This is a genomic window from Pseudomonas parafulva NBRC 16636 = DSM 17004 (genome assembly GCF_000730645.1).
Lineage (GTDB): Bacteria > Pseudomonadota > Gammaproteobacteria > Pseudomonadales > Pseudomonadaceae > Aquipseudomonas > Aquipseudomonas parafulva.
The window spans coordinates 34,619-55,395 of record NZ_BBIU01000020.1 but is presented as its reverse complement, the minus strand read 5'-3'; the positions used below and the strand labels follow the sequence as shown (position 1 = coordinate 55,395).

At 63.1% G+C, this 20,777-nt stretch carries 19 protein-coding genes; 10 read left to right on the top strand and 9 right to left on the bottom strand.

Going from position 1 to position 20,777, the window contains the following annotated elements; translation table 11 throughout:
- Positions 1-56: 56 nt before the first annotated feature.
- On the bottom strand, positions 57-713 hold the full coding sequence (locus PPA02S_RS14540; protein WP_028635224.1) for an alpha/beta hydrolase: 657 nt from the start codon (positions 711-713) through the stop codon (positions 57-59).
- A gap of 333 nt (positions 714-1,046) precedes the next feature.
- On the opposite strand from PPA02S_RS14540, the gene PPA02S_RS14535 reads away from it, so the two are divergent.
- The 4 genes from PPA02S_RS14535 to PPA02S_RS14520 all read left to right on the top strand — a co-directional run bounded on the left by PPA02S_RS14535 (position 1,047) and on the right by PPA02S_RS14520 (position 5,204).
- Positions 1,047-2,075: an amino acid ABC transporter substrate-binding protein gene (locus tag PPA02S_RS14535; protein WP_028635223.1), complete on the top strand. Its 1,029-nt coding sequence runs from the start codon at positions 1,047-1,049 to the stop codon at positions 2,073-2,075.
- Between the two features lie 67 nt (positions 2,076-2,142).
- The gene (locus tag PPA02S_RS14530; RefSeq protein ID WP_028635222.1) at positions 2,143-3,321 is read left to right on the top strand and encodes an amino acid ABC transporter permease; all 1,179 of its coding nucleotides are present in this window, start codon (positions 2,143-2,145) and stop codon (positions 3,319-3,321) included.
- A gap of 10 nt (positions 3,322-3,331) precedes the next feature.
- Positions 3,332-4,429, top strand: coding sequence for an amino acid ABC transporter permease (locus PPA02S_RS14525; RefSeq protein WP_028635221.1), 1,098 nt, complete (start codon positions 3,332-3,334; stop codon positions 4,427-4,429).
- Between the two features lie 10 nt (positions 4,430-4,439).
- Positions 4,440-5,204, top strand: coding sequence for an amino acid ABC transporter ATP-binding protein (locus PPA02S_RS14520; RefSeq protein WP_028635220.1), 765 nt, complete (start codon positions 4,440-4,442; stop codon positions 5,202-5,204).
- Positions 5,205-5,240: 36 nt separating this feature from the next.
- On the opposite strand, the gene algW is transcribed toward PPA02S_RS14520, so the two are convergent.
- Positions 5,241-6,401 carry a Do family serine endopeptidase AlgW gene (algW, locus tag PPA02S_RS14515; protein ID WP_028635219.1) on the bottom strand — a complete coding sequence of 387 codons (1,161 nt, stop codon included), beginning with the start codon at positions 6,399-6,401 and terminating at the stop codon, positions 5,241-5,243.
- A 180-nt stretch (positions 6,402-6,581) separates the two neighbouring features.
- Here algW and PPA02S_RS14510 point away from each other — a divergent pair, with 180 nt between their 5' ends.
- From PPA02S_RS14510 to cysN, 4 genes are all read left to right on the top strand, one after another.
- Positions 6,582-7,340 carry a Nif3-like dinuclear metal center hexameric protein gene (locus PPA02S_RS14510; RefSeq protein WP_028635218.1) on the top strand — a complete coding sequence of 253 codons (759 nt, stop codon included), beginning with the start codon at positions 6,582-6,584 and terminating at the stop codon, positions 7,338-7,340.
- Between the two features lie 245 nt (positions 7,341-7,585).
- Entirely contained in the window at positions 7,586-8,503 is a 918-nt protein-coding gene (cysD, locus tag PPA02S_RS14505; protein WP_028635217.1) for a sulfate adenylyltransferase subunit CysD, read from the top strand.
- A 102-nt stretch (positions 8,504-8,605) separates the two neighbouring features.
- Positions 8,606-8,947, top strand: coding sequence for a four helix bundle protein (locus PPA02S_RS14500; RefSeq protein ID WP_028635216.1), 342 nt, complete (start codon positions 8,606-8,608; stop codon positions 8,945-8,947).
- Positions 8,948-9,000: 53 nt separating this feature from the next.
- Positions 9,001-10,902, top strand: coding sequence for a sulfate adenylyltransferase subunit CysN (gene cysN / locus PPA02S_RS14495; protein ID WP_028635215.1), 1,902 nt, complete (start codon positions 9,001-9,003; stop codon positions 10,900-10,902).
- A 461-nt stretch (positions 10,903-11,363) separates the two neighbouring features.
- Here the strand turns inward: cysN and PPA02S_RS14490 are convergent, their stop codons facing one another.
- Genes PPA02S_RS14490 through oxdA form a run of 6 tightly spaced genes read right to left on the bottom strand, consistent with a single transcriptional unit; the run spans position 11,364 to position 17,407 of the window.
- Positions 11,364-12,572: a GTP-binding protein gene (locus tag PPA02S_RS14490; RefSeq protein WP_028635214.1), complete on the bottom strand. Its 1,209-nt coding sequence runs from the start codon at positions 12,570-12,572 to the stop codon at positions 11,364-11,366.
- Positions 12,569-13,216 (bottom strand): nitrile hydratase subunit beta, encoded by a 648-nt coding sequence (nthB, locus tag PPA02S_RS14485; protein ID WP_028635213.1) that lies wholly within the window; start codon positions 13,214-13,216, stop codon positions 12,569-12,571. Before nthB ends, PPA02S_RS14490 begins: the two co-directional genes overlap by 4 nt.
- 36 nt (positions 13,217-13,252) lie before the next feature.
- Positions 13,253-13,852, bottom strand: a complete 600-nt coding sequence (gene nthA, locus PPA02S_RS14480) for a nitrile hydratase subunit alpha (RefSeq protein WP_028635212.1) — start codon at positions 13,850-13,852, stop codon at positions 13,253-13,255.
- 29 nt (positions 13,853-13,881) lie between these two features.
- Positions 13,882-15,396 (bottom strand): amidase, encoded by a 1,515-nt coding sequence (locus tag PPA02S_RS14475; RefSeq protein WP_028635211.1) that lies wholly within the window; start codon positions 15,394-15,396, stop codon positions 13,882-13,884.
- Between the two features lie 47 nt (positions 15,397-15,443).
- Positions 15,444-16,310 carry a transporter gene (locus tag PPA02S_RS14470; RefSeq protein WP_028635210.1) on the bottom strand — a complete coding sequence of 289 codons (867 nt, stop codon included), beginning with the start codon at positions 16,308-16,310 and terminating at the stop codon, positions 15,444-15,446.
- Positions 16,311-16,321: 11 nt separating this feature from the next.
- Positions 16,322-17,407, bottom strand: a complete 1,086-nt coding sequence (gene oxdA, locus PPA02S_RS14465; RefSeq protein ID WP_028635209.1) for an aliphatic aldoxime dehydratase — start codon at positions 17,405-17,407, stop codon at positions 16,322-16,324.
- Positions 17,408-17,763: 356 nt separating this feature from the next.
- Here oxdA and PPA02S_RS14460 point away from each other — a divergent pair, with 356 nt between their 5' ends.
- The gene (locus tag PPA02S_RS14460) at positions 17,764-18,714 is read left to right on the top strand and encodes an AraC-like ligand-binding domain-containing protein (protein ID WP_028635208.1); all 951 of its coding nucleotides are present in this window, start codon (positions 17,764-17,766) and stop codon (positions 18,712-18,714) included.
- 33 nt (positions 18,715-18,747) lie between these two features.
- Here the strand turns inward: PPA02S_RS14460 and PPA02S_RS14455 are convergent, their stop codons facing one another.
- Complete coding sequence (locus PPA02S_RS14455; RefSeq protein WP_028635207.1) at positions 18,748-19,227, bottom strand: Lrp/AsnC family transcriptional regulator; 480 nt, start codon at positions 19,225-19,227, stop codon at positions 18,748-18,750.
- A 126-nt stretch (positions 19,228-19,353) separates the two neighbouring features.
- Between PPA02S_RS14455 and PPA02S_RS14450 the strand changes: the two genes are divergently transcribed.
- On the top strand, positions 19,354-20,550 hold the full coding sequence (locus PPA02S_RS14450) for a methionine gamma-lyase (protein WP_028635206.1): 1,197 nt from the start codon (positions 19,354-19,356) through the stop codon (positions 20,548-20,550).
- Positions 20,551-20,777 lie beyond the last annotated feature (227 nt).

Genomic DNA, 20,777 nt, shown 5'->3' with positions numbered 1-20,777 from the left:
ATGCAAGAACCCTGCGCGGCGTAGTGGAACTGACGCACAACTACAGGCGGCTTGGGTTATTGAAGTTGCCTGGCCAGCCAGTGGTAGATGTCGTTCAGCTCCTCGACCACCACCTCGTGCTCCATGGGGTACTCCTGCCAGGTTGCGGCAATGCCCCAGGTATTGAGGTATTCAAAGGCGGTACGGCCCATCGACGGGATCACCACCGGGTCATGCACGCCGTGCAGGCACAGCGCCGGGGTGCGCTGCTGGCAGGCACTGAGCTGATGCCCTTCACTGAACGTTGGCGCGTAGGTAGACAGTGCCAGCACCCCGCCCAGGGCCTCCTGCCACTTTATATAGGCGGTGTGCAGCACCACCGCGCCGCCCTGGGAGAAACCGGCCAGGAAGATGCGTGACAGGCTGACGCCCTTGGCCTGCTCGGCCTTGATCAGCGCGATGACCTGGTCGGCCGACGCGTCAAGCTGCGCCTCGTCGATGGCGCGGGCCGGGCTCATGGCCTTGATGTCGTACCAGCTGGGCATGGCGTAGCCGCCGTTGATGGTGACCGGCTGGGTCGGCGCCTGGGGCATGATGAAGCGCGTGCTGTTCAGCCGCTCCTGCATGAATTCAGCCACAGGTAGGAAGTCGTAACGGTCGGCCCCCAGGCCGTGCAACCAGATCACACAGGCATCTGCGGTGGTCTGGGGTTCCAGGATCAGTGGGTCGGTCATTGCTGCTCCGAAAGTGTGCGGTTAGGCGGTTAGCGTGCATGAATATAAAGCGCGTGTGCAGCGCGCGAGAACGAGAATGTCGCAACGCTGAAACTTTACCCACTTGACTCTGGCTTAATCGCTCCAGCCAAGCGAACTGGTACGCGCTTTGCAATTCCATCTGTGATGCAAAGGGTAGGCCGGGAACGGTAACACCCTCTGTAAGCGAAGGCTGTCACAGAACAGCCCATTGCGCCAATTGACCCAATAACAAGCCAATACGGGTCGGATGCGCCTCAAAAGGGTGCGGTGCAATTCCGGCTCGATACAACAAGAGCGATGTGGAGGTAGTGAATGAAGATGTTGAAAACCACCCTGGCAGTCCTGACCGCTGCCGCCGCGCTGGGCGCCGTGAGCACTGCCCAGGCCGGCGCCACTCTCGATGCGGTTAAAAAGAAGGGCTTCGTCCAGTGTGGCGTGAGTGACGGCTTGCCTGGCTTCTCGGTACCGGATGCCCAGGGCAAGATCATCGGCATCGATGCCGACGTCTGCCGCGCCGTCGCGGCGGCGGTGTTCGGCGACGCGACCAAGGTCAAGTTCAGCCAGCTCAACGCCAAGGAGCGCTTCACCGCCCTGCAGTCGGGCGAAGTCGACGTGCTGTCGCGCAACACCACCTGGACCAGCTCGCGCGATGCCGGCATGGGCCTGGTGTTCACCGGTGTCACCTACTACGACGGCGTCGGTTTCCTGGTCAACAAGAAGCTGGGTGTTTCCAGCGCCAAGGAACTCGATGGCGCTACCATCTGCATCCAGGCAGGTACCACCACCGAGCTGAACGTGTCGGACTTCTTCCGCGCCAACAACCTGAAGTACACCCCGATCACCTTCGACACCTCTGACGAAAGCGCCAAGTCGCTGGAGTCGGGCCGTTGCGACGTACTGACCTCTGACAAGTCGCAGCTGTTCGCCCAGCGCTCGAAGCTGGCCGCACCCACCGAGTATGTAGTGCTGCCAGAAACCATCTCCAAGGAGCCCTTGGGCCCGGTGGTGCGCAAAGGCGACGAAGAGTGGTTCAGCATCGTCAAGTGGACGCTGTTCGCCATGCTCAACGCCGAAGAGGCGGGTATTACCTCCAAGAACGTCGAAGCCGAAGCCAAGGGCACCAAGAACCCTGACGTGGCCCGCTTGCTGGGTGGCGACGGTGAATACGGCAAGGACCTCAAGCTACCCAAAGACTGGGTAGTGCAGATCGTCAAGCAAGTCGGCAACTACGGCGAAGTGTTCGAGAAGAACCTGGGCCAGAGCACCGACCTGAAGATCGACCGTGGCATGAACGCCCTGTGGAACAACGGCGGCATCCAGTACGCGCCACCTGTGCGCTGATGGTTGCACCCTGCGGCGGCATCCTGCCGCCGCAGGCAGTTCGGCACCCTCTCTTCCGGGGCATTTCATGCAAAATCGAATCGGCGCACAAAAGGGTTTATCCCTGAGCGATCCACGTGTGCGTGCGTGGCTGTTCCAGATCCTCACCATTGTCTTCGTGGTGGGTCTGGGCTGGTACCTGTTTCACAACACGCAAACCAACCTGCAACACCGCGGTATTACCTCGGGCTTCGACTTCCTCGACCGCAGTGCCGGCTTCGGCATCGCCCAGCACCTGATCCCCTACGTGGAATCGGACAGCTACGCCCGGGTATTCGTCATCGGCTTGCTCAACACCCTGCTGGTGACACTGATCGGCGTGGTGCTGGCCACCATTCTTGGCTTCATCATCGGTGTGGCGCGGTTGTCGCCGAACTGGATGATCAACAAGCTGGCGACGGTGTATGTGGAAACCTTCCGCAACATCCCGCCGCTGCTGCAGATCCTGTTCTGGTACTTCGCGGTGTTTCTCACGCTGCCGGGGCCCAGGGGCAGCATCAACATCGACGACACCTTCTTCATCAGCAACCGTGGCCTGAACATGCCGGGGGCCTCCATGGCCGAGGGCTTCTGGCCATTCGTCATCGCCGTTGCCCTGGCTGTGCTGGCCGTGGTGGTGATGGTGCGGCGGGCCAACCGGCGTTTCGAAGAAACAGGTGAGCCCTTTCACAAGTTCTGGGTGGGCCTGGCCTTGCTCGTGGTCATCCCCGGTGCCTGCGTGCTGCTGTTCGGCAGCCCTGTGCAGTGGGAAGTGCCGCAATTGAAAGGCTTCAACTTCGTGGGTGGCTGGGTGCTGATCCCCGAGCTGCTGGCATTGACCTTGGCGCTGACCATCTACACCGCCGCGTTCATTGCCGAGATCGTGCGTTCGGGTATCCGTTCGGTGAGCCACGGCCAGACCGAGGCTGCACGGTCGCTGGGCCTGCGCGAAGGGCCGACCCTGCGCAAGGTGATCATCCCCCAGGCACTGCGGGTGATCATTCCGCCGCTCACCAGCCAGTACCTGAACCTGGCCAAGAACTCGTCGCTGGCGGCCGGTATCGGCTACCCGGAAATGGTCTCGCTGTTTGCCGGCACGGTGTTGAACCAGACCGGCCAGGCCATTGAGGTGATCGCCATCACCATGAGTGTCTATCTCGCCATCAGCATCAGCATTTCGCTGTTGATGAACTGGTACAACAAGCGCATTGCGCTGATCGAGCGGTGAGGATACGCCTGTGAATGCCCATGTTTTCAAACCTGACATGCCGCCACCGGTAAAAACCGTCGGCGTGCTCGCCTGGATGCGTGCCAACCTGTTTTCCAGCTGGCTCAATACACTGCTCACCCTGTTCGCCGTGTATCTGCTGTGGCTGATCGTGCCGCCGTTGCTGCAATGGGCGCTGATCGATGCCAACTGGGTGGGTACCACCCGCGCCGACTGCACCAAGGAGGGCGCCTGCTGGGTGTTCGTGCAGCAGCGCTTTGGCCAGTTCATGTACGGCTACTACCCTGCCGAGTTGCGCTGGCGGGTGGACCTTACCGTGTGGCTGGCGGTACTCGGCGCGGCACCGTTGTTCATCAGCCGCTTCCCGCGCAAGGCGGTGTACGGCCTGGGCTTCCTGGTGCTGTACCCGGTGCTGGCCTATACCCTGCTGCACGGCGGCTACCTGGGCCTGGACACGGTGGCTACCAGCCAGTGGGGCGGGCTGATGCTGACCCTGGTCATCGCCACGGTCGGCATCGTCGGTGCCTTGCCCCTGGGCATTGTGCTGGCGCTGGGCAGGCGCTCGCGCATGCCGGCGGTGAAGGTGGTGTGTGTGACCTTCATCGAGTTCTGGCGCGGCGTGCCACTGATCACCGTGCTGTTCATGTCGTCCGTGATGCTGCCGTTGTTCCTGCCCGAGGGCATGAGCTTCGACAAGCTGCTGCGGGCCATGATCGGTGTGATTCTGTTCCAGTCGGCGTATATCGCCGAGGTGGTGCGCGGTGGCTTGCAGGCCATTCCCAAAGGCCAGTACGAGGCTGCGGCGGCCATGGGCCTGGGTTACTGGCGCTCGATGGGCCTGGTGATCCTGCCCCAGGCGCTGAAGCTGGTGATCCCCGGCATCGTCAACACCTTCATTGCCCTGTTCAAGGACACCAGCCTGGTGATCATCATCGGCCTGTTCGACCTGCTCAACAGCGTCAAGCAAGCAGCTGCCGACCCGGCCTGGCTGGGTATGGCCACCGAGGGCTACGTGTTCGCGGCCCTGGTGTTCTGGATTTTCTGTTTCGGTATGTCCCGCTACTCCATGCATCTGGAGCGCAAGCTGGACACTGGCCACAAGCGTTAGGAGTTTCGAAATGAGTGAAGCGATCAAGCAGCCTGCTGGCCCCGAAGGCATCATCCAGATGCAGGGCGTGAACAAGTGGTATGGCCAGTTCCATGTGCTCAAGGACATCAACCTGAACGTGCGCCAGGGCGAGCGCATCGTGCTGTGCGGGCCGTCGGGTTCGGGCAAGTCCACCACCATCCGCTGCCTCAACCGCCTGGAGGAACACCAGCAGGGGCGCATTGTGGTCGACGGGGTAGAGCTGACCAACGACCTGAAGCAGATCGAGGCCATCCGCCGCGAGGTGGGCATGGTGTTCCAGCACTTCAACCTGTTCCCCCACCTGAGCATCCTGGAAAACTGCACACTGGCGCCCATGTGGGTACGCAAGATGCCGCGGCGCAAGGCCGAGGAAATCGCCATGCACTACCTGGAGCGGGTACGCATTCCGGAGCAGGCGCACAAATTCCCGGGGCAGTTGTCCGGTGGCCAGCAGCAGCGGGTGGCCATTGCCCGTGCCCTGTGCATGAAGCCCAAGATCATGCTGTTCGATGAACCGACTTCGGCGCTGGATCCGGAAATGGTCAAGGAAGTGCTCGATACCATGGTGGGGCTGGCTGAAGACGGCATGACCATGCTGTGCGTTACCCACGAGATGGGCTTTGCCCGCACCGTGGCCAACCGGGTGATCTTCATGGACAAGGGAGAGATTGTGGAGCAGGCCGCGCCGGATGATTTCTTCGACCGGCCGCGCAGTGACCGTACCCGGTTGTTCCTGAGCCAGATCTTGCATTGATGCAGGTAGGGGCTGCAAAGCAGCCCCTTTTACAGGCTATTTCTCTTCCTGTTTGGCCACTGGCGCTGGCGGCGGCCTCAGGCCTACTTCGGCCACCAGCTTCAACTGCTGCCCATTGCGCATCACCTCGATGGTGATCTTCTCGTTGGGCTTGATGCGCGCCACCTGGTTCATCGACTTGCGTCCGTCACCGGCCGGTTCGCCGTTGATGCTCAGAATCACGTCACCCAGCTGCAACCCGGCCCTGGCCGCCGGCCCCTCGCGGAATATACCCGCGACCACGATGCCTGGCCGGTCTTTCATGCCGAACGATTCAGCCAGTTCGGTGCTCAGTGGCTGCACTTCGATACCCAACCAGCCACGGATCACCTGGCCGTGCTCGACGATGGACTTCATCACTTCGAGCGCCAGTTTCACCGGGATGGCAAAACCGATGCCCTGGGAGCCGCCAGACTTGGAGAAGATCGCGGTGTTGATGCCGATCAGGTTGCCATTGGCATCCACCAGTGCACCGCCGGAGTTACCCGGGTTGATCGCCGCGTCGGTCTGGATGAAGTCTTCGTAGTTGTTCAGCCCCAGCTGGTTGCGGCCGGTGGCGCTGATAATGCCCATGGTCACCGTCTGGCCTACGCCGAACGGGTTGCCGATGGCCAGCGAGACATCGCCGATACGGATGGTGTCGGAGCGGCCGATGGTAATGGCCGGCAGTTTCTTCAGGTCGATCTTCAGCACCGCCAGGTCGGTTTCCGGGTCGCTGCCGATAACCCGGGCCAGGGTCTCGCGGCCGTCTTTCAGGGCCACGACGATCTGGTCGGCACCGCTGGTGACGTGGTTGTTGGTGAGCAGGTAACCCTCGGGGCTCATGATGACTGCCGAGCCCAGGCTGGACTCCCAACGCCGCTGCTTGGGCAGGTTGTCCCCGAAGAAGCGGCGGAACTGCGGGTCTTCGAACAATGGGTGCGAGCTCTTGTTCACCACCTTGGTGGTGTACAGGTTGACCACCGCGGGGGCGGCCAGGGTCACGGCATCAGCGTAGGAAACCGGGCCCTGGACCACGCGTGTGGTCTGGGGCGCCTGTTGCAGGTTGACATCCTGGCTGGGCAGGCCGACCCACTCGGGGAAACGCTGGATGATCAGCACGGCAATGAGCACACCGGTGAGCAGGGGCCAGCCAAAGTAACGCAACGCCTTGAACATGAACGAGTCCTGGATAGAGCAGGGGGCCAGCGGCCACCGAGTGGGGCATGCAGGGGTACGTGAACCGCACGCGCAGGCACCGGTTCCCCCGGTGCCGACGACGGCCCATAATGGCCGGCATTATACGGGCGTTCAGCCGGCGTTGTGCCTGTGGGATGCGCAGATTTCGAGGAGAATTTAATGGCCGTCGCTCTCAATACCCTGGTCGAGGAAGCCGAGCGCTTTCTGGGCAGCAGCAAGGTCCAGGACTATTGCCCCAACGGCCTGCAGGTCGAAGGCCGGCCCCAGGTTGGCCGTATCGTCAGCGGCGTGACTGCCAGCCAGGCGTTGCTGGACGCGGCCGTGGAGGCGCAGGCTGACCTGGTGCTGGTGCACCACGGCTACTTCTGGAAGGGCGAAAACCCCTGCATCACCGGGATTCGTCAGCGGCGCCTGAAAACCCTGCTGAACCATGACATCAGCCTGCTGGCGTTCCACCTGCCGCTGGACCTGCACCCCGAGGTGGGTAACAACGTGCAGCTGGCGCGCCAGCTGGATATCACTGTCGAAGGCGCACTGGACCCGGCCAACCCCAAGGTGGTTGGGCTGGTCGGGTCACTGGTAGAACCCATGACCGCTCGCGACTTTGCCCGTCGGGTGCAGGAGGTGCTGGGCCGTGAACCGCTGCTGGTGGAGGGTGAGCAGATGATTCGCCGGGTAGGCTGGTGCACCGGGGGCGGGCAGGGCTACATCGACGATGCCATTGCCGCAGGAGTGGACCTGTACCTGACCGGTGAGGCTTCGGAGCAGACGTATCACAGTGCCCGCGAGAATGGGGTCAGCTTCATTGCCGCCGGGCACCACGCCACCGAGCGGTATGGCGTGCAGGCGCTGGGTGATTACCTGGCGCGGCGGTTTGCCGTGGAGCACCTGTTCATCGATTGCCCGAACCCCATCTGACCTTGGCGGCCTCATCGCCGGCAAGCTCGCCCCCACAGGGATCGCACAGCATTCAAAGCCTGTGTCAGCCCTGTGGGAGCGGGTTTACCCGCGAAGGGCCTGGCCTGCAACGCCCAAACCCCCAGTCATATGGTTAGACGCTTTCGATCTAGCCAGCCGCCTAAATAGAAGCATCTGCTGTGATAGAGTGGCTCGCTCGAACACGGCCCGCTGGCCGTCCATAAGATCGTTTTTCGTGAGTAGCCATGGTCGACAAACTGACGCACTTGAAACAGCTGGAGGCGGAAAGCATCCACATCATCCGCGAGGTGGCCGCCGAGTTCGACAACCCGGTGATGCTGTACTCGATCGGCAAGGATTCCGCCGTGATGCTGCACCTGGCGCGCAAGGCTTTCTTCCCGGGCAAGCTGCCGTTCCCGGTGATGCACGTCGACACCCGCTGGAAATTCCAGGAAATGTACCGCTTCCGCGACAAGATGGTCGAGGAAATGGGCCTGGAACTGATCACCCACGTCAACCCTGAAGGGGTGGCGCAGGGCATCAACCCATTCACCCATGGCAGTTCCAAGCACACCGACATCATGAAGACCCAGGGCCTGAAGCAGGCACTGGACAAGCACGGCTTCGATGCCGCCTTCGGTGGTGCGCGCCGCGACGAAGAGAAGTCGCGGGCCAAGGAGCGCGTGTATTCGTTCCGCGACAGCAAGCACCGCTGGGACCCGAAAAACCAGCGCCCCGAGCTGTGGAACGTATACAACGGCAAGGTCAACAAGGGCGAGTCGATCCGCGTCTTCCCGCTGTCGAACTGGACCGAGCTGGACATCTGGCAGTACATCTACCTCGAAGGCATCCCGATCGTGCCGCTGTACTTCGCCGCCGAGCGTGAAGTGATCGAGAAGAACGGCACCCTGATCATGATCGACGACGAGCGTATCCTCGAACACCTCTCCGAGGAAGAGAAGGCGCGTATCGTCAAGAAGAAGGTGCGTTTCCGTACCCTTGGCTGCTACCCGCTCACGGGCGCTGTCGAGTCGGAAGCCGAGACGCTCACCGACATCATTCAGGAAATGCTCCTGACGCGCACTTCCGAGCGCCAAGGCCGGGTCATCGACCACGATGGCGCCGGCTCCATGGAAGACAAGAAACGCCAAGGGTATTTTTAAGCTTCAAGTTACAAGCGGCAAGCTGCAAGACAGAAGCAGAGCGCGTAGCGTTTGAGCCTTGTGGATTGCCGCCTGCATTGCGGGCGGCCCGGAGCGCTCGTAATGGATTTTGAGAAGCTGGCAGTTTGGCAACGGAGTAAGCGTCTGGCCATTGAGTTGTACCGGACACTGGCTGGGTGTCGTGATTATGGATTCAAGGATCAGATCACGCGGTCGGCACTTTCCATCCCGTCCAATATTGCCGAGGGCATGGAGCGGCGCGGGAGCAGAGAGAAGGTTTGGTATCTCAGCGTTGCGAAAGCGTCCTGCGGGGAGTTGCGTACGCAGCTGATGGTCGGTGGTGAGATAGGTTACATCGACGCTGGGCTGGCTACCGGCTGGATTAACGAAACCCGCGAGCTCTCCCGAATGCTAAGTGGGTTGATCAACAGAATTTCTAACTAGTTGTACGCCGACAAGCTTGCCGCTTGAAGCTGACAGCTTGGAGCTTGAATGAAATGAGTCACCAATCCGATTTGATCAGCGAGGACATCCTCGCCTACCTGGCCCAGCACGAGCGTAAGGAACTGCTGCGTTTCCTCACCTGCGGCAACGTGGATGACGGCAAGAGCACCCTGATCGGGCGCCTGCTGCACGACTCGAAGATGATCTACGAGGACCACCTCGAGGCCATCACCCGTGATTCGAAGAAGTCTGGCACCACGGGCGAGGAAGTCGACCTGGCGCTGCTGGTGGACGGCCTGCAGGCCGAGCGGGAGCAGGGCATCACCATCGATGTGGCCTACCGCTATTTCTCCACTGCCAAGCGCAAGTTCATCATCGCCGACACCCCGGGCCACGAGCAGTACACCCGCAACATGGCCACCGGCGCGTCCACCTGCGACCTGGCGATCATTCTGGTTGATGCCCGCTATGGCGTGCAGACCCAAACCCGCCGCCACAGCTACATCGCGTCGCTGCTGGGCATCAAGCACATTGTGGTCGCGGTCAACAAGATGGACCTCAAGGGCTTTGACGAGCAGGTGTTCGAGTCGATCAAGGCCGACTACCTGGCGTTCGCCGAAGCAATCAACCTGACGCCAAGCAGCCTGCACTTCGTGCCGATGTCCGCGCTCAAGGGCGACAACGTGGTCAACCACAGCGAGCGTTCGCCGTGGTATGCCGGCCCGACGCTGATGGAAATCCTGGAAACCGTTGAAGTGTCGGCTGACCGCAACTTCACCGACCTGCGCTTCCCGGTGCAGTACGTGAACCGGCCGAACCTGAACTTCCGTGGCTTCGCCGGTACCCTGGCCAGCGGCGTGGTGCACAAGGGCGACGAGGTCGTGGTGCTGCCATCGGGCAAGAGCAGCCGCGTGAAATCCATTGTTACCTACGAAGGTGAACTGGAAAGCGCAGGCCCCGGCCAGGCGGTGACGCTGACAATGGAAGACGAGATCGATATCTCCCGTGGCGACCTGCTGGTGCATGCCGACAATGTGCCGCCGGTAACTGACCAGTTCGACGCCATGCTGGTGTGGATGGCCGAAGAGCCGATGCTGCCGGGCAAGAAATACGACATCAAGCGTGCCACCAGCTACGTGCCTGGCTCGATTGCCAGCATCACCCACAAGGTGGATGTGAACACCCTGGAGAAGGGCAGTGCCAGCGCGCTGCAACTGAACGAGATCGGCCAGGTCAAGGTGGCCCTGGATGCGTCTATTGCCCTGGATGGCTATGACAGCAACCGCACCACCGGTGCCTTCATCGTCATCGACCGCCTGACTAACGGCACCGTCGGCGCGGGCATGATCATCGCGCCCCCTGTGCTGCCCCACGGCAATACCGGCCAGCACGGCAAGCTGGCGCACGTGTCCACCGAGGAACGTGCGCTGCGCTTCGGCCAGCAGCCTGCCACCGTGCTGTTCAGTGGCTTGTCCGGTGCCGGCAAGAGCACCCTGGCCTATGCGGTGGAGCGCAAGCTGTTCGACATGGGCCGGGCGGTGTATGTGCTCGATGGCCAGAACCTGCGCCATGACCTGAACAAGGGCCTGCCACAGGACCGCGCCGGGCGTACTGAAAACTGGCGCCGCGCCGCCCATGTGGCGCGCCAGTTCAACGAAGCCGGCCTGCTGACGTTGGCAGCGTTCGTGGCCCCGGATGCCGAAGGCCGTGAGCAGGCCAAGGCGCTGATCGGCAAAGACCGCCTGGTGACGGTGTATGTTCAGGCCTCGCCGCTGGCGTGCCGCGAGCGTGACCCCCAAGGGCTTTACGCAGCCGGCGGCGACAACATCCCGGGTGAGAGCTTCCCGTTCGATGTGCCGCTGGATGCGGACGTTGTGATCGACACCCAGGCCACCAGCGTGGACGAAGGCGTCAAGTTGGTGCTGGACGCGCTTCGCCAGCGTGGTGCGATCTGACGGCGTTTGAATGTTAGGCTGGGGCGAGCTGCGCTCGCTCTGGCAGAACTACAAATAACCGTTGAGCCAGCAGGGACCTGTGGGAGCGGCTTCAGCCGCGAACACCGGCGCAGCCGGTGCCCTCCACCGCGCTGTCTGCTTCGCGGGTAAACCCGCTCCCACAGGTGTGGTGCGATCTGACGGCGTTTGACGGTTAGGCTGGGGCGGGCTGCGCTCGCTCTGGCAGAACTGCAAATAACCGTTGAGCCAGCAGGGACCTGTGGGAGCAACTGTCTTCCACAACAATCTACAAGTTAGCGCAATCACTGTGGGAGCAACTGTCTTCCACAAGATCTCAAAACTGGCGCAATCACTGTGGGAGCGGGTTTACCCGCGAACACCGGCGAAGCCGGTGCCCTGCACCGCGCTGTCTGCTTCGCGGGTGAACCCGCTCCCACAGGGGGGCGGGCTTGCTTGCGAAATCAATGCTCTGCGCGAAAGCGCAGCTCGCGATCTTCCAGCTGTACCCAGCTCTCCGGCCCCGCCAAGATCTCCTCCTCGCTCAGCAAGCATCCATCCAGCGCCACCCTCAGCGCATCAACGTCCAGCCCCTGGCCGATGAACACGATTTCCTGCCGGCAATCGCCCACGTTCTCATCCCATTTACTCATGATCGCCTGGCGCCGATAGGCTTCCAGCGGCCACTGTGCCTGCTCGACGAAGCGCCACCAGCGCCCGCTGTATTCCCACTCGAACCGCCCGCCGCTCAACGCCAGCATGCCGATTTCGAAAAACCGGCTGGCCGACCAGAAATAGCCCTTGCAGCGCAGCAGGTGCCCGTGTGCCCACGGCTGTTCGAACAACGCCCGCAGCCGTTGCGGATGGAAGGGCGCGCGCTCACGGTACACCCATGACGTGATGCCGTAGGTTTCCGATTCCGGCTCCGGCTGTGCCTCACGGTCCATCTGCTGCATCCAGCCCGGCGACTGCGCCAGGCTCGGCAGGTCGAACAGGTGCGTACCCAGCACGTTGGCCAGGTCCGTTTCGCCGCGCACCATCGGCACGATGCGCGCACGCGGGTTCAACTGGCGCAGCAGGGCCTCCAGCGCCGGGTAGCGCTGGGGTTCCAGCAGGTCGAGCTTGTTCACCAGAATGACGTCGGCATACTCCACCTGTTCGACCAGCAGGTCGCCCAACGGCCGCTGCCCGGGCTCACCCCCGGCCGGGGCAGCGGCACCCAACAAACCTTCGAAGCTGCTGGCGTCGACCACCGTGGCCAGCGTGTCCAGGCGCGCCAACTCACTCAGGCTGAACCCGTCACGGTCGAGAAAGGCGAAGGTTTCGGCCACCGGCATGGGCTCGGAGATCCCCGTGGATTCGATCAGCAGGTAGTCATAGCAGCCGGCCCTGGCCAGCGCGCTTACCTGCTCCAGCAGGTCGGCGCGCAGGGTGCAGCAGATACAGCCGTTGGTCATCTCCACCAGCCGGTCGCTGCCACGCTCCAGGGTGACGTTACGCCCAACGTTCTCGGCGTCTATATTCACCTCGCTCATGTCGTTGACGATGACCGCCACCCGCAACCCCTGGCGGTTATGCAGGATGTGATTGAGCAGGGTGGTCTTGCCTGCGCCGAGAAAACCCGACAGTACGGTCACGGGCAGCCGAAGGGGGTTGTCGGCTGCACGGCTCATGCCGGCTGCACCGGGTCCAGGTAGCTCTCAAACAGGTCGACCACCACACGCCCGTCGTCTGCCGCCTCGCCCCACAGGTCCCGCACCTCGAACTGCACGTGGTAGGTGGGTTGCAGCGCCGCCGAGCGGTCACCGTGGCCGATGCTGTCGGGGAACGGCCAGCGTTCGCGGGTGCGGTGCAGCACCACGCCTTCCTTGCCCCGCACGTAGGCGGGGCAACGCACGTGGCCGGCGAAGCGCTCGTCACGTACCCGTACCCGCTGGCCCACCTCGAACGGCGGGCGGTCGGTGATGGCCGCCCGCCCCTTGCTGTGGGGCGGGTTGGCCAACTTGAACGGTGAGCCCAGGGCTTCGTCCAGCGCCTCCTGGGTGATGGCCTGCGCCTCCACCAGCAGCGAGGCGGTGGCGATGACATAGCGTTCGTAATAGGTGGTGCCCACATGCTGGCGCACATCCAGGCGCTCCACGGCATGGCGGGCCTCGTCGATGCTGAACAGGCCCAGGTGGTCACTGGCCACGAACATCAGGCTGTACGCCAGGTGCTCCCAGTCTTCCTTGAAGACCGGTTTGTAGCTGAGGGTGTCGATGCGGTGGGCGACCTTGCCGAAGCCCTGAAAACCGCCGAGATCGTGAAATCCGTCCATTGCGCTTTACCTGTGTGGAATGGGGAAAAGGTGCGCCTAGCGCACCACGGGCAGGGCGACGCCGATCAGCACATCCTTGGTGACCAGGCGGCGCAGCGCCTCTTCATCCAGGTGCTCGCTGCCGGCCGGGCGTTGGGGCAGTACCAGGTAGCGGCTCTCGGCACTGGTGTCCCACACACAGACCTGCATGTCGGGCGGCAGCTCGGTGCCGAGTTCGCGCAATACCGTGCGGCCTTCGCGCACCAGGCGGGCGCGGAATTCGAAGCTCTTGTACCACTCAGGTGGCAGGCCGAGCACCGGCCAGTTGGTGCACGAGCAGAGGCTGCAGACGATCACGTTCTTGACCGTGGGGGTGTCTTCCAGGGCCACGATGTACTCGCCCTGGGGGCCGGTGTAGCCGTACTCGGCGCAGGCGGCGGTGCCGTCTTCCAGCAACAGGCGGCGGTAATCTTCATCGACCCAGGCACGGGCGACCACCCGCGCGCCGTTGGCCGGGTCCCACTGGTTCTCCATCAGGTCGGTGAGCTGTTCGATGTAGCCGTCGGGCACCATGCCCTTGTCCTGCATCACTTTCAGCAGCGCCCGGGCACGCTGGCCCGGGGTCGAGGTGTCGGTGGTTGGCACTGATGTGCTCATGATGGTGGGCTCCTGATCAGGCATTGCGGTCAAAGGGTTCGCCAGTCGACGCTGGCTTCGAAGGCGCTGGCGGCCTGGTACAGCAGGCCCTCGGCGTAGTGCTTGCCCACCAGCATCAGGCCCACCGGCAGGCCGTCCACGTTCCCGCACGGGATGGACATGGCCGGGTGGCCGGTGATGTCCTGGGCGCTGGTGTTGCCGATCATCTCCAGCGCCCGGGCTACGTATTCGCTGATCGAACAGCCTGCCGGCGGGTGGGGTTGGGCGATGATCGGCACGGTTGGCAGCACCAGCAGGTCGTAGCGCTGCAGCGCCTGGTCATACCCTGCGCGGGCCAGGCGGGCAATGTTCTGGGCCTTGGCGTAGTAGCGCCCGTGGTACCGCTCCAGGCCGTACTGGCCCACCAGCATGCACAGCTTCAGTGAGGGCGACAGCACATCAGCCTGGTTGCGCCAGCCGGCCTGTTTGTCCAGCAGCGCCACGTCGTACAAGCCCTTCCAGTTGAACCCGGCGCCGTTTGCGTGCATCAGCTGGTGGGTCAGGCCCTCGCAACCGATGGGGTGCCACAGCGCGCCGGCCAGCCGATGCTCGGCGACGGATACCGGTTCCACCACCGCGCCCAGTGCGCTCAGGCGTTCGATGGCGGCGTGCACGGTGTCGCGTACCCGTGGGTCCAGGTTGTCCAGCTCGAAGCCTTCCTGGAGGACGCCGATGCGCAGGCCGCTGACGCCGCGGTCCAGATACTGGGTGTAGTGGTCCACCTGCGGCGCGGCCTGGCGCGGGTCCAGGCCGTCGGCACCGGCCAGCACCTCCAGCATCAGCGCGTTGTCGCGCACGTTGGCGGTGATGGGGCCAGCGTGGTCGATGGTCGCCTCGATGGCCATGATGCCGGTGTAGGGCACCAGGCCGTGGGTGGGCTTCATGCCGTAGGTACCGCAGAAGGCCGACGGGATGCGAATGGAGCCGCCCTGGTCACCGCCAATGGCCATGTCCACCTGGCCAGCGGCGACCAGCGCCGCACTGCCCGAGGACGAGCCCCCGGACGCGTAACCGTGACGGTGCGGGTTGTGGACCGGGGCAGGGTCGGACGTGTGGCTGCCGCCGGAGATGCAGTAGTGCTCGCAGGTCGCCTTGCCGACGATGGTGGCCCCGGCCTCCAGCAGGCGTGTCACCACGGTGGCGTCGAACCCCGGCACGAACCCTTCCAGGGGGGCGGCGCCGTTCATCATCGGCACACCGGCCAGGGCGATGTTGTCCTTCAGGGCCACACTGCGCCCGGCCAGCTTGCCATCGCTAGCACCACTGATTTCGGTGCGCTGGTACCAGGCATTCAGCGGGTTTTCGGCGTCGGTCGGGCGATGGCTGGTGCGCGGCTTGCCAGCTGTGACCGGGGTGTAGTCGGGCAACTCGTCGATCAGGTCATAGGCATCGAAGCTGCCTTGCATCAGTGCCAGGTACTCCGTGGCCTGTTCGGGGCTCAGTTGCATGTGCAGACGTTGGGCGAGGTCTTGTATCTGTGTTGCGGTGGGGCGGACGATGGCCATGGGGCAATCCTTTCAGGTATTGGGTGATGAATGCGGGGTACGCTGCCTCAGAAGATGTGTGCATAGCGCAGGTTGATGCGCAGGTTCTCCTTGGGCCCGTTGTCCACCGACAGGTCGCGCCCCAGTTGCAGCTGCAGCTGGTCCTGCGCAGTGACGAAACGGGTGGCGGTCAGGCGCAGGTTGGTAGTGCCTAGGCGGTTGTCCTGGTCCACCCGCGCGACCTCGGTTTCGCCGCCCCAGGTGCGGCCGACGCCAACGGCAAAGGTGGTGGCCGTGTCCGGCATGTAGCGGGCCATGATCTGTGCAGCGTAGGACACGTCCTGCTCCAGTTTCTGGCCAGCTGGCCCGTAATCGTCGTTGTCGCCATACCAGGTGGCGCCACCGACCAGGTCCACCGCCCAGTGGGCGTCGAAGTGCTTGATGTAGGCGCCCTGCAGTTCGAACTTCCACCGGTTTTCGCCGATGTTCAGCGGGTCATCGCGGTCGTAGTTGCCCGTGGGCACGAACAGGTACGGGGTCAGGCTGAGGGTGTCCCGGGCTTCGTTGAGCCGTAGCTTGAACGGCGCAGCCAGGATCAAGTCGCCGATACCGTCGGCATTGCCCAGAGGCGACGCATCGCCGCTGCTGGACACATGGCCGAAGGGCAGCAGGAACTGTGGGTCGACGGTCACCGTGTCACTCAGGGCGATGACGTGCAGCAAGCGCAGAATGCCCACCTCCGACCTGAGCTTGAAGTCCGAGCTTATCTTGTGGCCCTGGGCGTAGGCCGCGTTGGTGGTGGAGTGCTGGTAGTACAGCGCACCGATGGTGGCGCCCACCGGGTACTGTTCGTAGTCCCCGGGTGCCACTTCCACGGCCTGGGCTGCGGCGGCTGGCAGCAACGCGCTTAGGGTAAGCAGGCGCAACTTGTTCATGCCGTGCGCCCTCATGATGCGTGCGCCTGGTGCGGGCAGCCGGTAGCGGCGGGTAGCGCATCGCGCATCATGCCGGTATGGGGGTGGCAGTTGATGTACTCGAACAGCTGCTGGCGGCCATCGCTCACGGACACCTCATGGTACAAGCGCAGTTTTTCCAGGCCGCTTGCCACGCGGAAGAAGGTGACGAAGATGCGCAGGTGGGTAGGGTGCGACTCGGCCCAGCGCTCGAGCTTTTCAACCGACCGCCAGTGGCCGATGTTGTAGCTTGAGTCGAGCAGGTTGCCCTGCAGGTCGATATTGCGTACGAAGCGGTTGCTGTAGCAGCCCAGTGGCGCCCCCTGGTCACGCAAGAAATCCATGCCTGCCTGCAGGGTGGGAAGGATCTCGTCAAGGTACAGCGAGCGTTCCTCGGCCTCGGCCTCCACCCAGTCCTGCCCGGAACGAATCAACGCAATGTTGTCATGGCCGCGCACCACCACCCGGCCGCCTTTGGCAGGGTCACCACTGACGATGCGCAATTCGCCGTCGGGCAGCATCCAGTCGGTCTGTGACACCGGGAAACGGTCGCGCATGGAGCCCCAGTAGCCATGTTCCTCGATCTCGCCGCTGGTGCTGTCCATTACAGCGCCTACACCCGGCAGCCGGTCCTGGAAGGCATACAGCGTTTCGAACTGTTCTGCCCGTGGGGCGATGATCTCGCGGAAATATCCGAGCCCATCCTGCAGCCGCGCTTCGGCTGCCCACCACTGGGCCACTTCCGGTGAGTTCAGCCAGCGGCCATAGGCGGCCGGGTCTTTCCAGTAGCCGACCACCATCAGGTTGTCGTAGCCACTGTTGTCGGTGTGGTGGGTCAGGTCATGGTTCAGCGGGCCATCGGCCAGGCTGAAGCTCGCCACGATCTGGCCCATGGCCTGCAGCGCGGCGGGCTGGTGTTGCTGGCCCTGGTACTGCACGCCCAGGTAAGCCATCACCACCTGCTGCATGTGCTCGCCGGCGCGGGCCACCCACATGGGGAAGGGCGGTTGGTAGTCGTCGGGCACACGGCGGGACAGGCTTCTTGGGCACTTGAGGTGCTTGTCGATCGCGGATTCCATAGGCTGCTCCTTTCTTCTTGATGTTCATCAGGCCGCACGCAGTGGCCTTGGAGGGCACCGGGGAAATGGCCGGTGTTGCCTAAACGTTATGCAGCGCAAGGCCCATCCGCTTTGTTCGGCGTGACAACCGATTGGCTGGAAAGGACAGGTTCACGCCACGGAGGCAGGCGTGTTCGAGGGTGGTGCCGGGCGCGCGCCACGTGCGCCATTGGGAGGCACTTACTGGGGCGTGCTGCTGCCCCGGCAGCGTGGGGCGGCGGTTACCGGGCTGGCGTGGAACTTGCTGAAAAATCGGTTGGCGAGTTGCCCGCGACTCTCCCGATTCATGACGCAGTCCGCCTTGTGAGGTAAGTGCCATGCCTGTGCCCAGCCACTACTCGACCGTCGCAGTGGAAGCGCCACGTCGTTTCGATTACTGGAAGGATGTGGTCTGCCAGCACTGCCTCAAGGCCGACAGCCAACCCGCGTCGCAGAGCGATTTCGAAGGCATGCTGGCGGTGAAGGGCATCGGTGCGCTCGAGCTCTATACCCTGTCCTCACCCCTGCATCACTGGGCGCGCAAACCGGGTCACGTGCGCAGCGATCCGAATGACGACCTGTGGCTGGCATTCACCCCAAAAGGCTTCGGGCAATTCGAGCAAGGTGGGCGACAGGCTGCGTTTTCTGCCGAGGACGTGTTTCTTTACGACGCAGACCAGTGTTTCCGTTTCAGCCTGGGTGGTACCGAAAACCACCTGCTGCGTATCCCCCGGGCGTGGCTGGCTACCCGTGTACCGGCCATCGAGCAACGCACCGGCATGCTGCTGGATCAGCGGCGGCCGGGCGTATTGCCATTGCGGGCAATGATTCAGCAGGCAGCCAGCCACGGTACGGTTGGCAGCGACGTGCTCAGCGAGCGCTACGCCGACACCTTGCTCGATCTGCTGGTATTGAGCCTTGAGTGGCAGGACCTGACCGTCACTCAGCACGAACTTGACCTGCATGGCCGGGTCATGCACTACATCCGCCAGCACCTGGCCGACCCCGACCTCAACCTGGAACGCCTGGCGCAGGTGCATCATGTGTCGACGCGCACCGTTACCCGGGCCTTCGCCCGCCACCAGAAAACCCCGGCGGCGGCCATCTGGAAAGAGCGCCTGGATGCCAGCCGCACTGCGTTGGAGCGCGGCCGAGTCAAGAGCATTTCCCAGGCGGCGCTGGATTATGGCTTCAGCGATTTTTCCCATTACAGCCACGCGTTTCGCAAGGCATTTGGTGTGGCGCCGTGCACTTTATTGAACCGGGGCACGAAAGTGTCTTTGGACTGAAACGGCGCTTGCATGCACCACGGCCGGTGTTGTTCAAATGTGTTTTTCCGCGACGGGGACCATTCGCCGCTCCTTCACCGCCTTGTAGGAAAAACTCGAATAGATCTCCTTCACCCCCGGCAGGCGCTGCAGCACCTCACGGGCAAATTCGCCGAAGGACTCCAGGTCGCTGGCCACGATTTCCAGCAAAAAATCGTACCGCCCGGAAATGTGATGGCAGGCGACAATCTCGGGTATCTCCATCAGCCGCTGCTCGAACGCCAGCGCCATGGGCTTGGTGTGGGAATCCATCATGATGCTGACGAAGGCGGTTACCCCGAACCCTAGCGACTTGGGTGAAAGCATGGCCTGGTAGCCGGTGATATAGCCGTTCTCCTCCAGCAGCTTGACCCTGCGCCAGCAGGGCGAGGTAGTCAGCGATACCAGGTCGGCGAGTTCAGCGACCGTCAGGCGGGCATTGTTCTGCAAGGCGGCGAGCAGGGCGCGGTCGATGCGGTCCAGGGGTGCAGGCATGATTTGCCCTCAAATATTCAGGTTTATTGTTTCTGTTCCAAAGCAGCGTAGTTAGGCTGGCGATTTTGGAAAAATTCTTGGATTGTGCTGGCATAAGCTTAGAGCAACCTACAAGAGGCAGTTGCCATGCGCGGCTCCGACAACAACACCGGTTTTTCTACGCGGGCGATCCATTACGGGTACGACCCCTTGACCCAGGGCGGTGCCTTGGTGCCGCCTGTCTACCAAACTGCCACCTATGCCTTCCCTACGGTTGAGTACGGTGCTGCGTGCTTTGCCGGGGAGCAGGCCGGGCATTTCTACAGCCGTATTTCCAACCCCACCCTGGCCCTGCTGGAGCAGCGCATGGCCTCCTTGGAGGGCGGCGAAGCGGGGCTGGCGCTGGCTTCGGGCATGGGTGCCATTACCTCGACGATGTGGACGCTGCTGCGCCCGGGCGACGAGTTGATTGTCGGGCGCACGCTGTATGGCTGCACGTTCGCCTTTCTGCACCATGGCATCGGCGAGTTCGGGGTAAAGGTTCACCACGTGGACCTGAACGATGCGGCGGCATTGAGGGCGGCGCTCAACGACCGCACGCGCATGATCTACTTCGAGACGCCAGCCAACCCGACCATGCAACTGGTCGACATCGCGGCGGTTGCCGAGGCCGTACGCGGGCGGGATGTGCGGGTGGTGGTCGACAACACCTACTGCACCCCTTACCTGCAACGCCCGCTGGAGCTCGGTGCCGACCTGGTGGTGCATTCGGCCACCAAGTACCTGAGCGGTCACGGTGACATTACTGCGGGGCTGGTGGTGGGGCGCCAGGCTTTGGTCGACCGCATCCGCCTGGAGGGGCTCAAGGACATGACCGGGGCGGTGCTGTCGCCCCATGACGCGGCGCTGCTGATGCGCGGCATCAAGACCCTGGCGCTGCGCATGGACCGCCACTGCGCTAATGCCGGGCAGGTGGCGCAGTACCTCGCAGCCCAGCCGCAGGTCGAACTGATCCATTACCCGGGGCTGCCAACCTTTGCCCAGCATGCGTTGGCCAACCGCCAGATGCGCTTGCCCGGTGGCATGATCGCTTTCGAGCTCAAGGGCGGTATCGAGGCCGGGCGACGATTCATGAATGCCTTGCAGCTGTTCGCACGGGCCGTGAGCCTGGGGGATGCCGAGTCGTTGGCCCAGCACCCGGCGAGCATGACCCACTCCAGCTACACGCCCCAGGAGAGGGCGCATCACGGCATTTCCGAAGGGCTGGTGCGTTTGTCGGTGGGGCTGGAGGATGTGGAGGATCTGCTGGCGGATGTTGAGCAGGCGCTGCAGGCTTGCTTGTGACTTTGACATGCCTGTTTGGAAGCTTTGCCCGATGCCTGATCCAGCGCGGCGAACGCATGCTGGATGTGCTGGTGACGTTACCAGCACATCCAAGAGGAGTTGCACCATGGAAGCAGTCCCAACATGTATCGACGTGTTCATTTGCCGCACAGGCGGTGACGATGAAGAAGGTGGCCAGTCCTGGCGCAAGCCTTGACCTGAGTAGAAAACCCCGCTTCGGCGGGGTT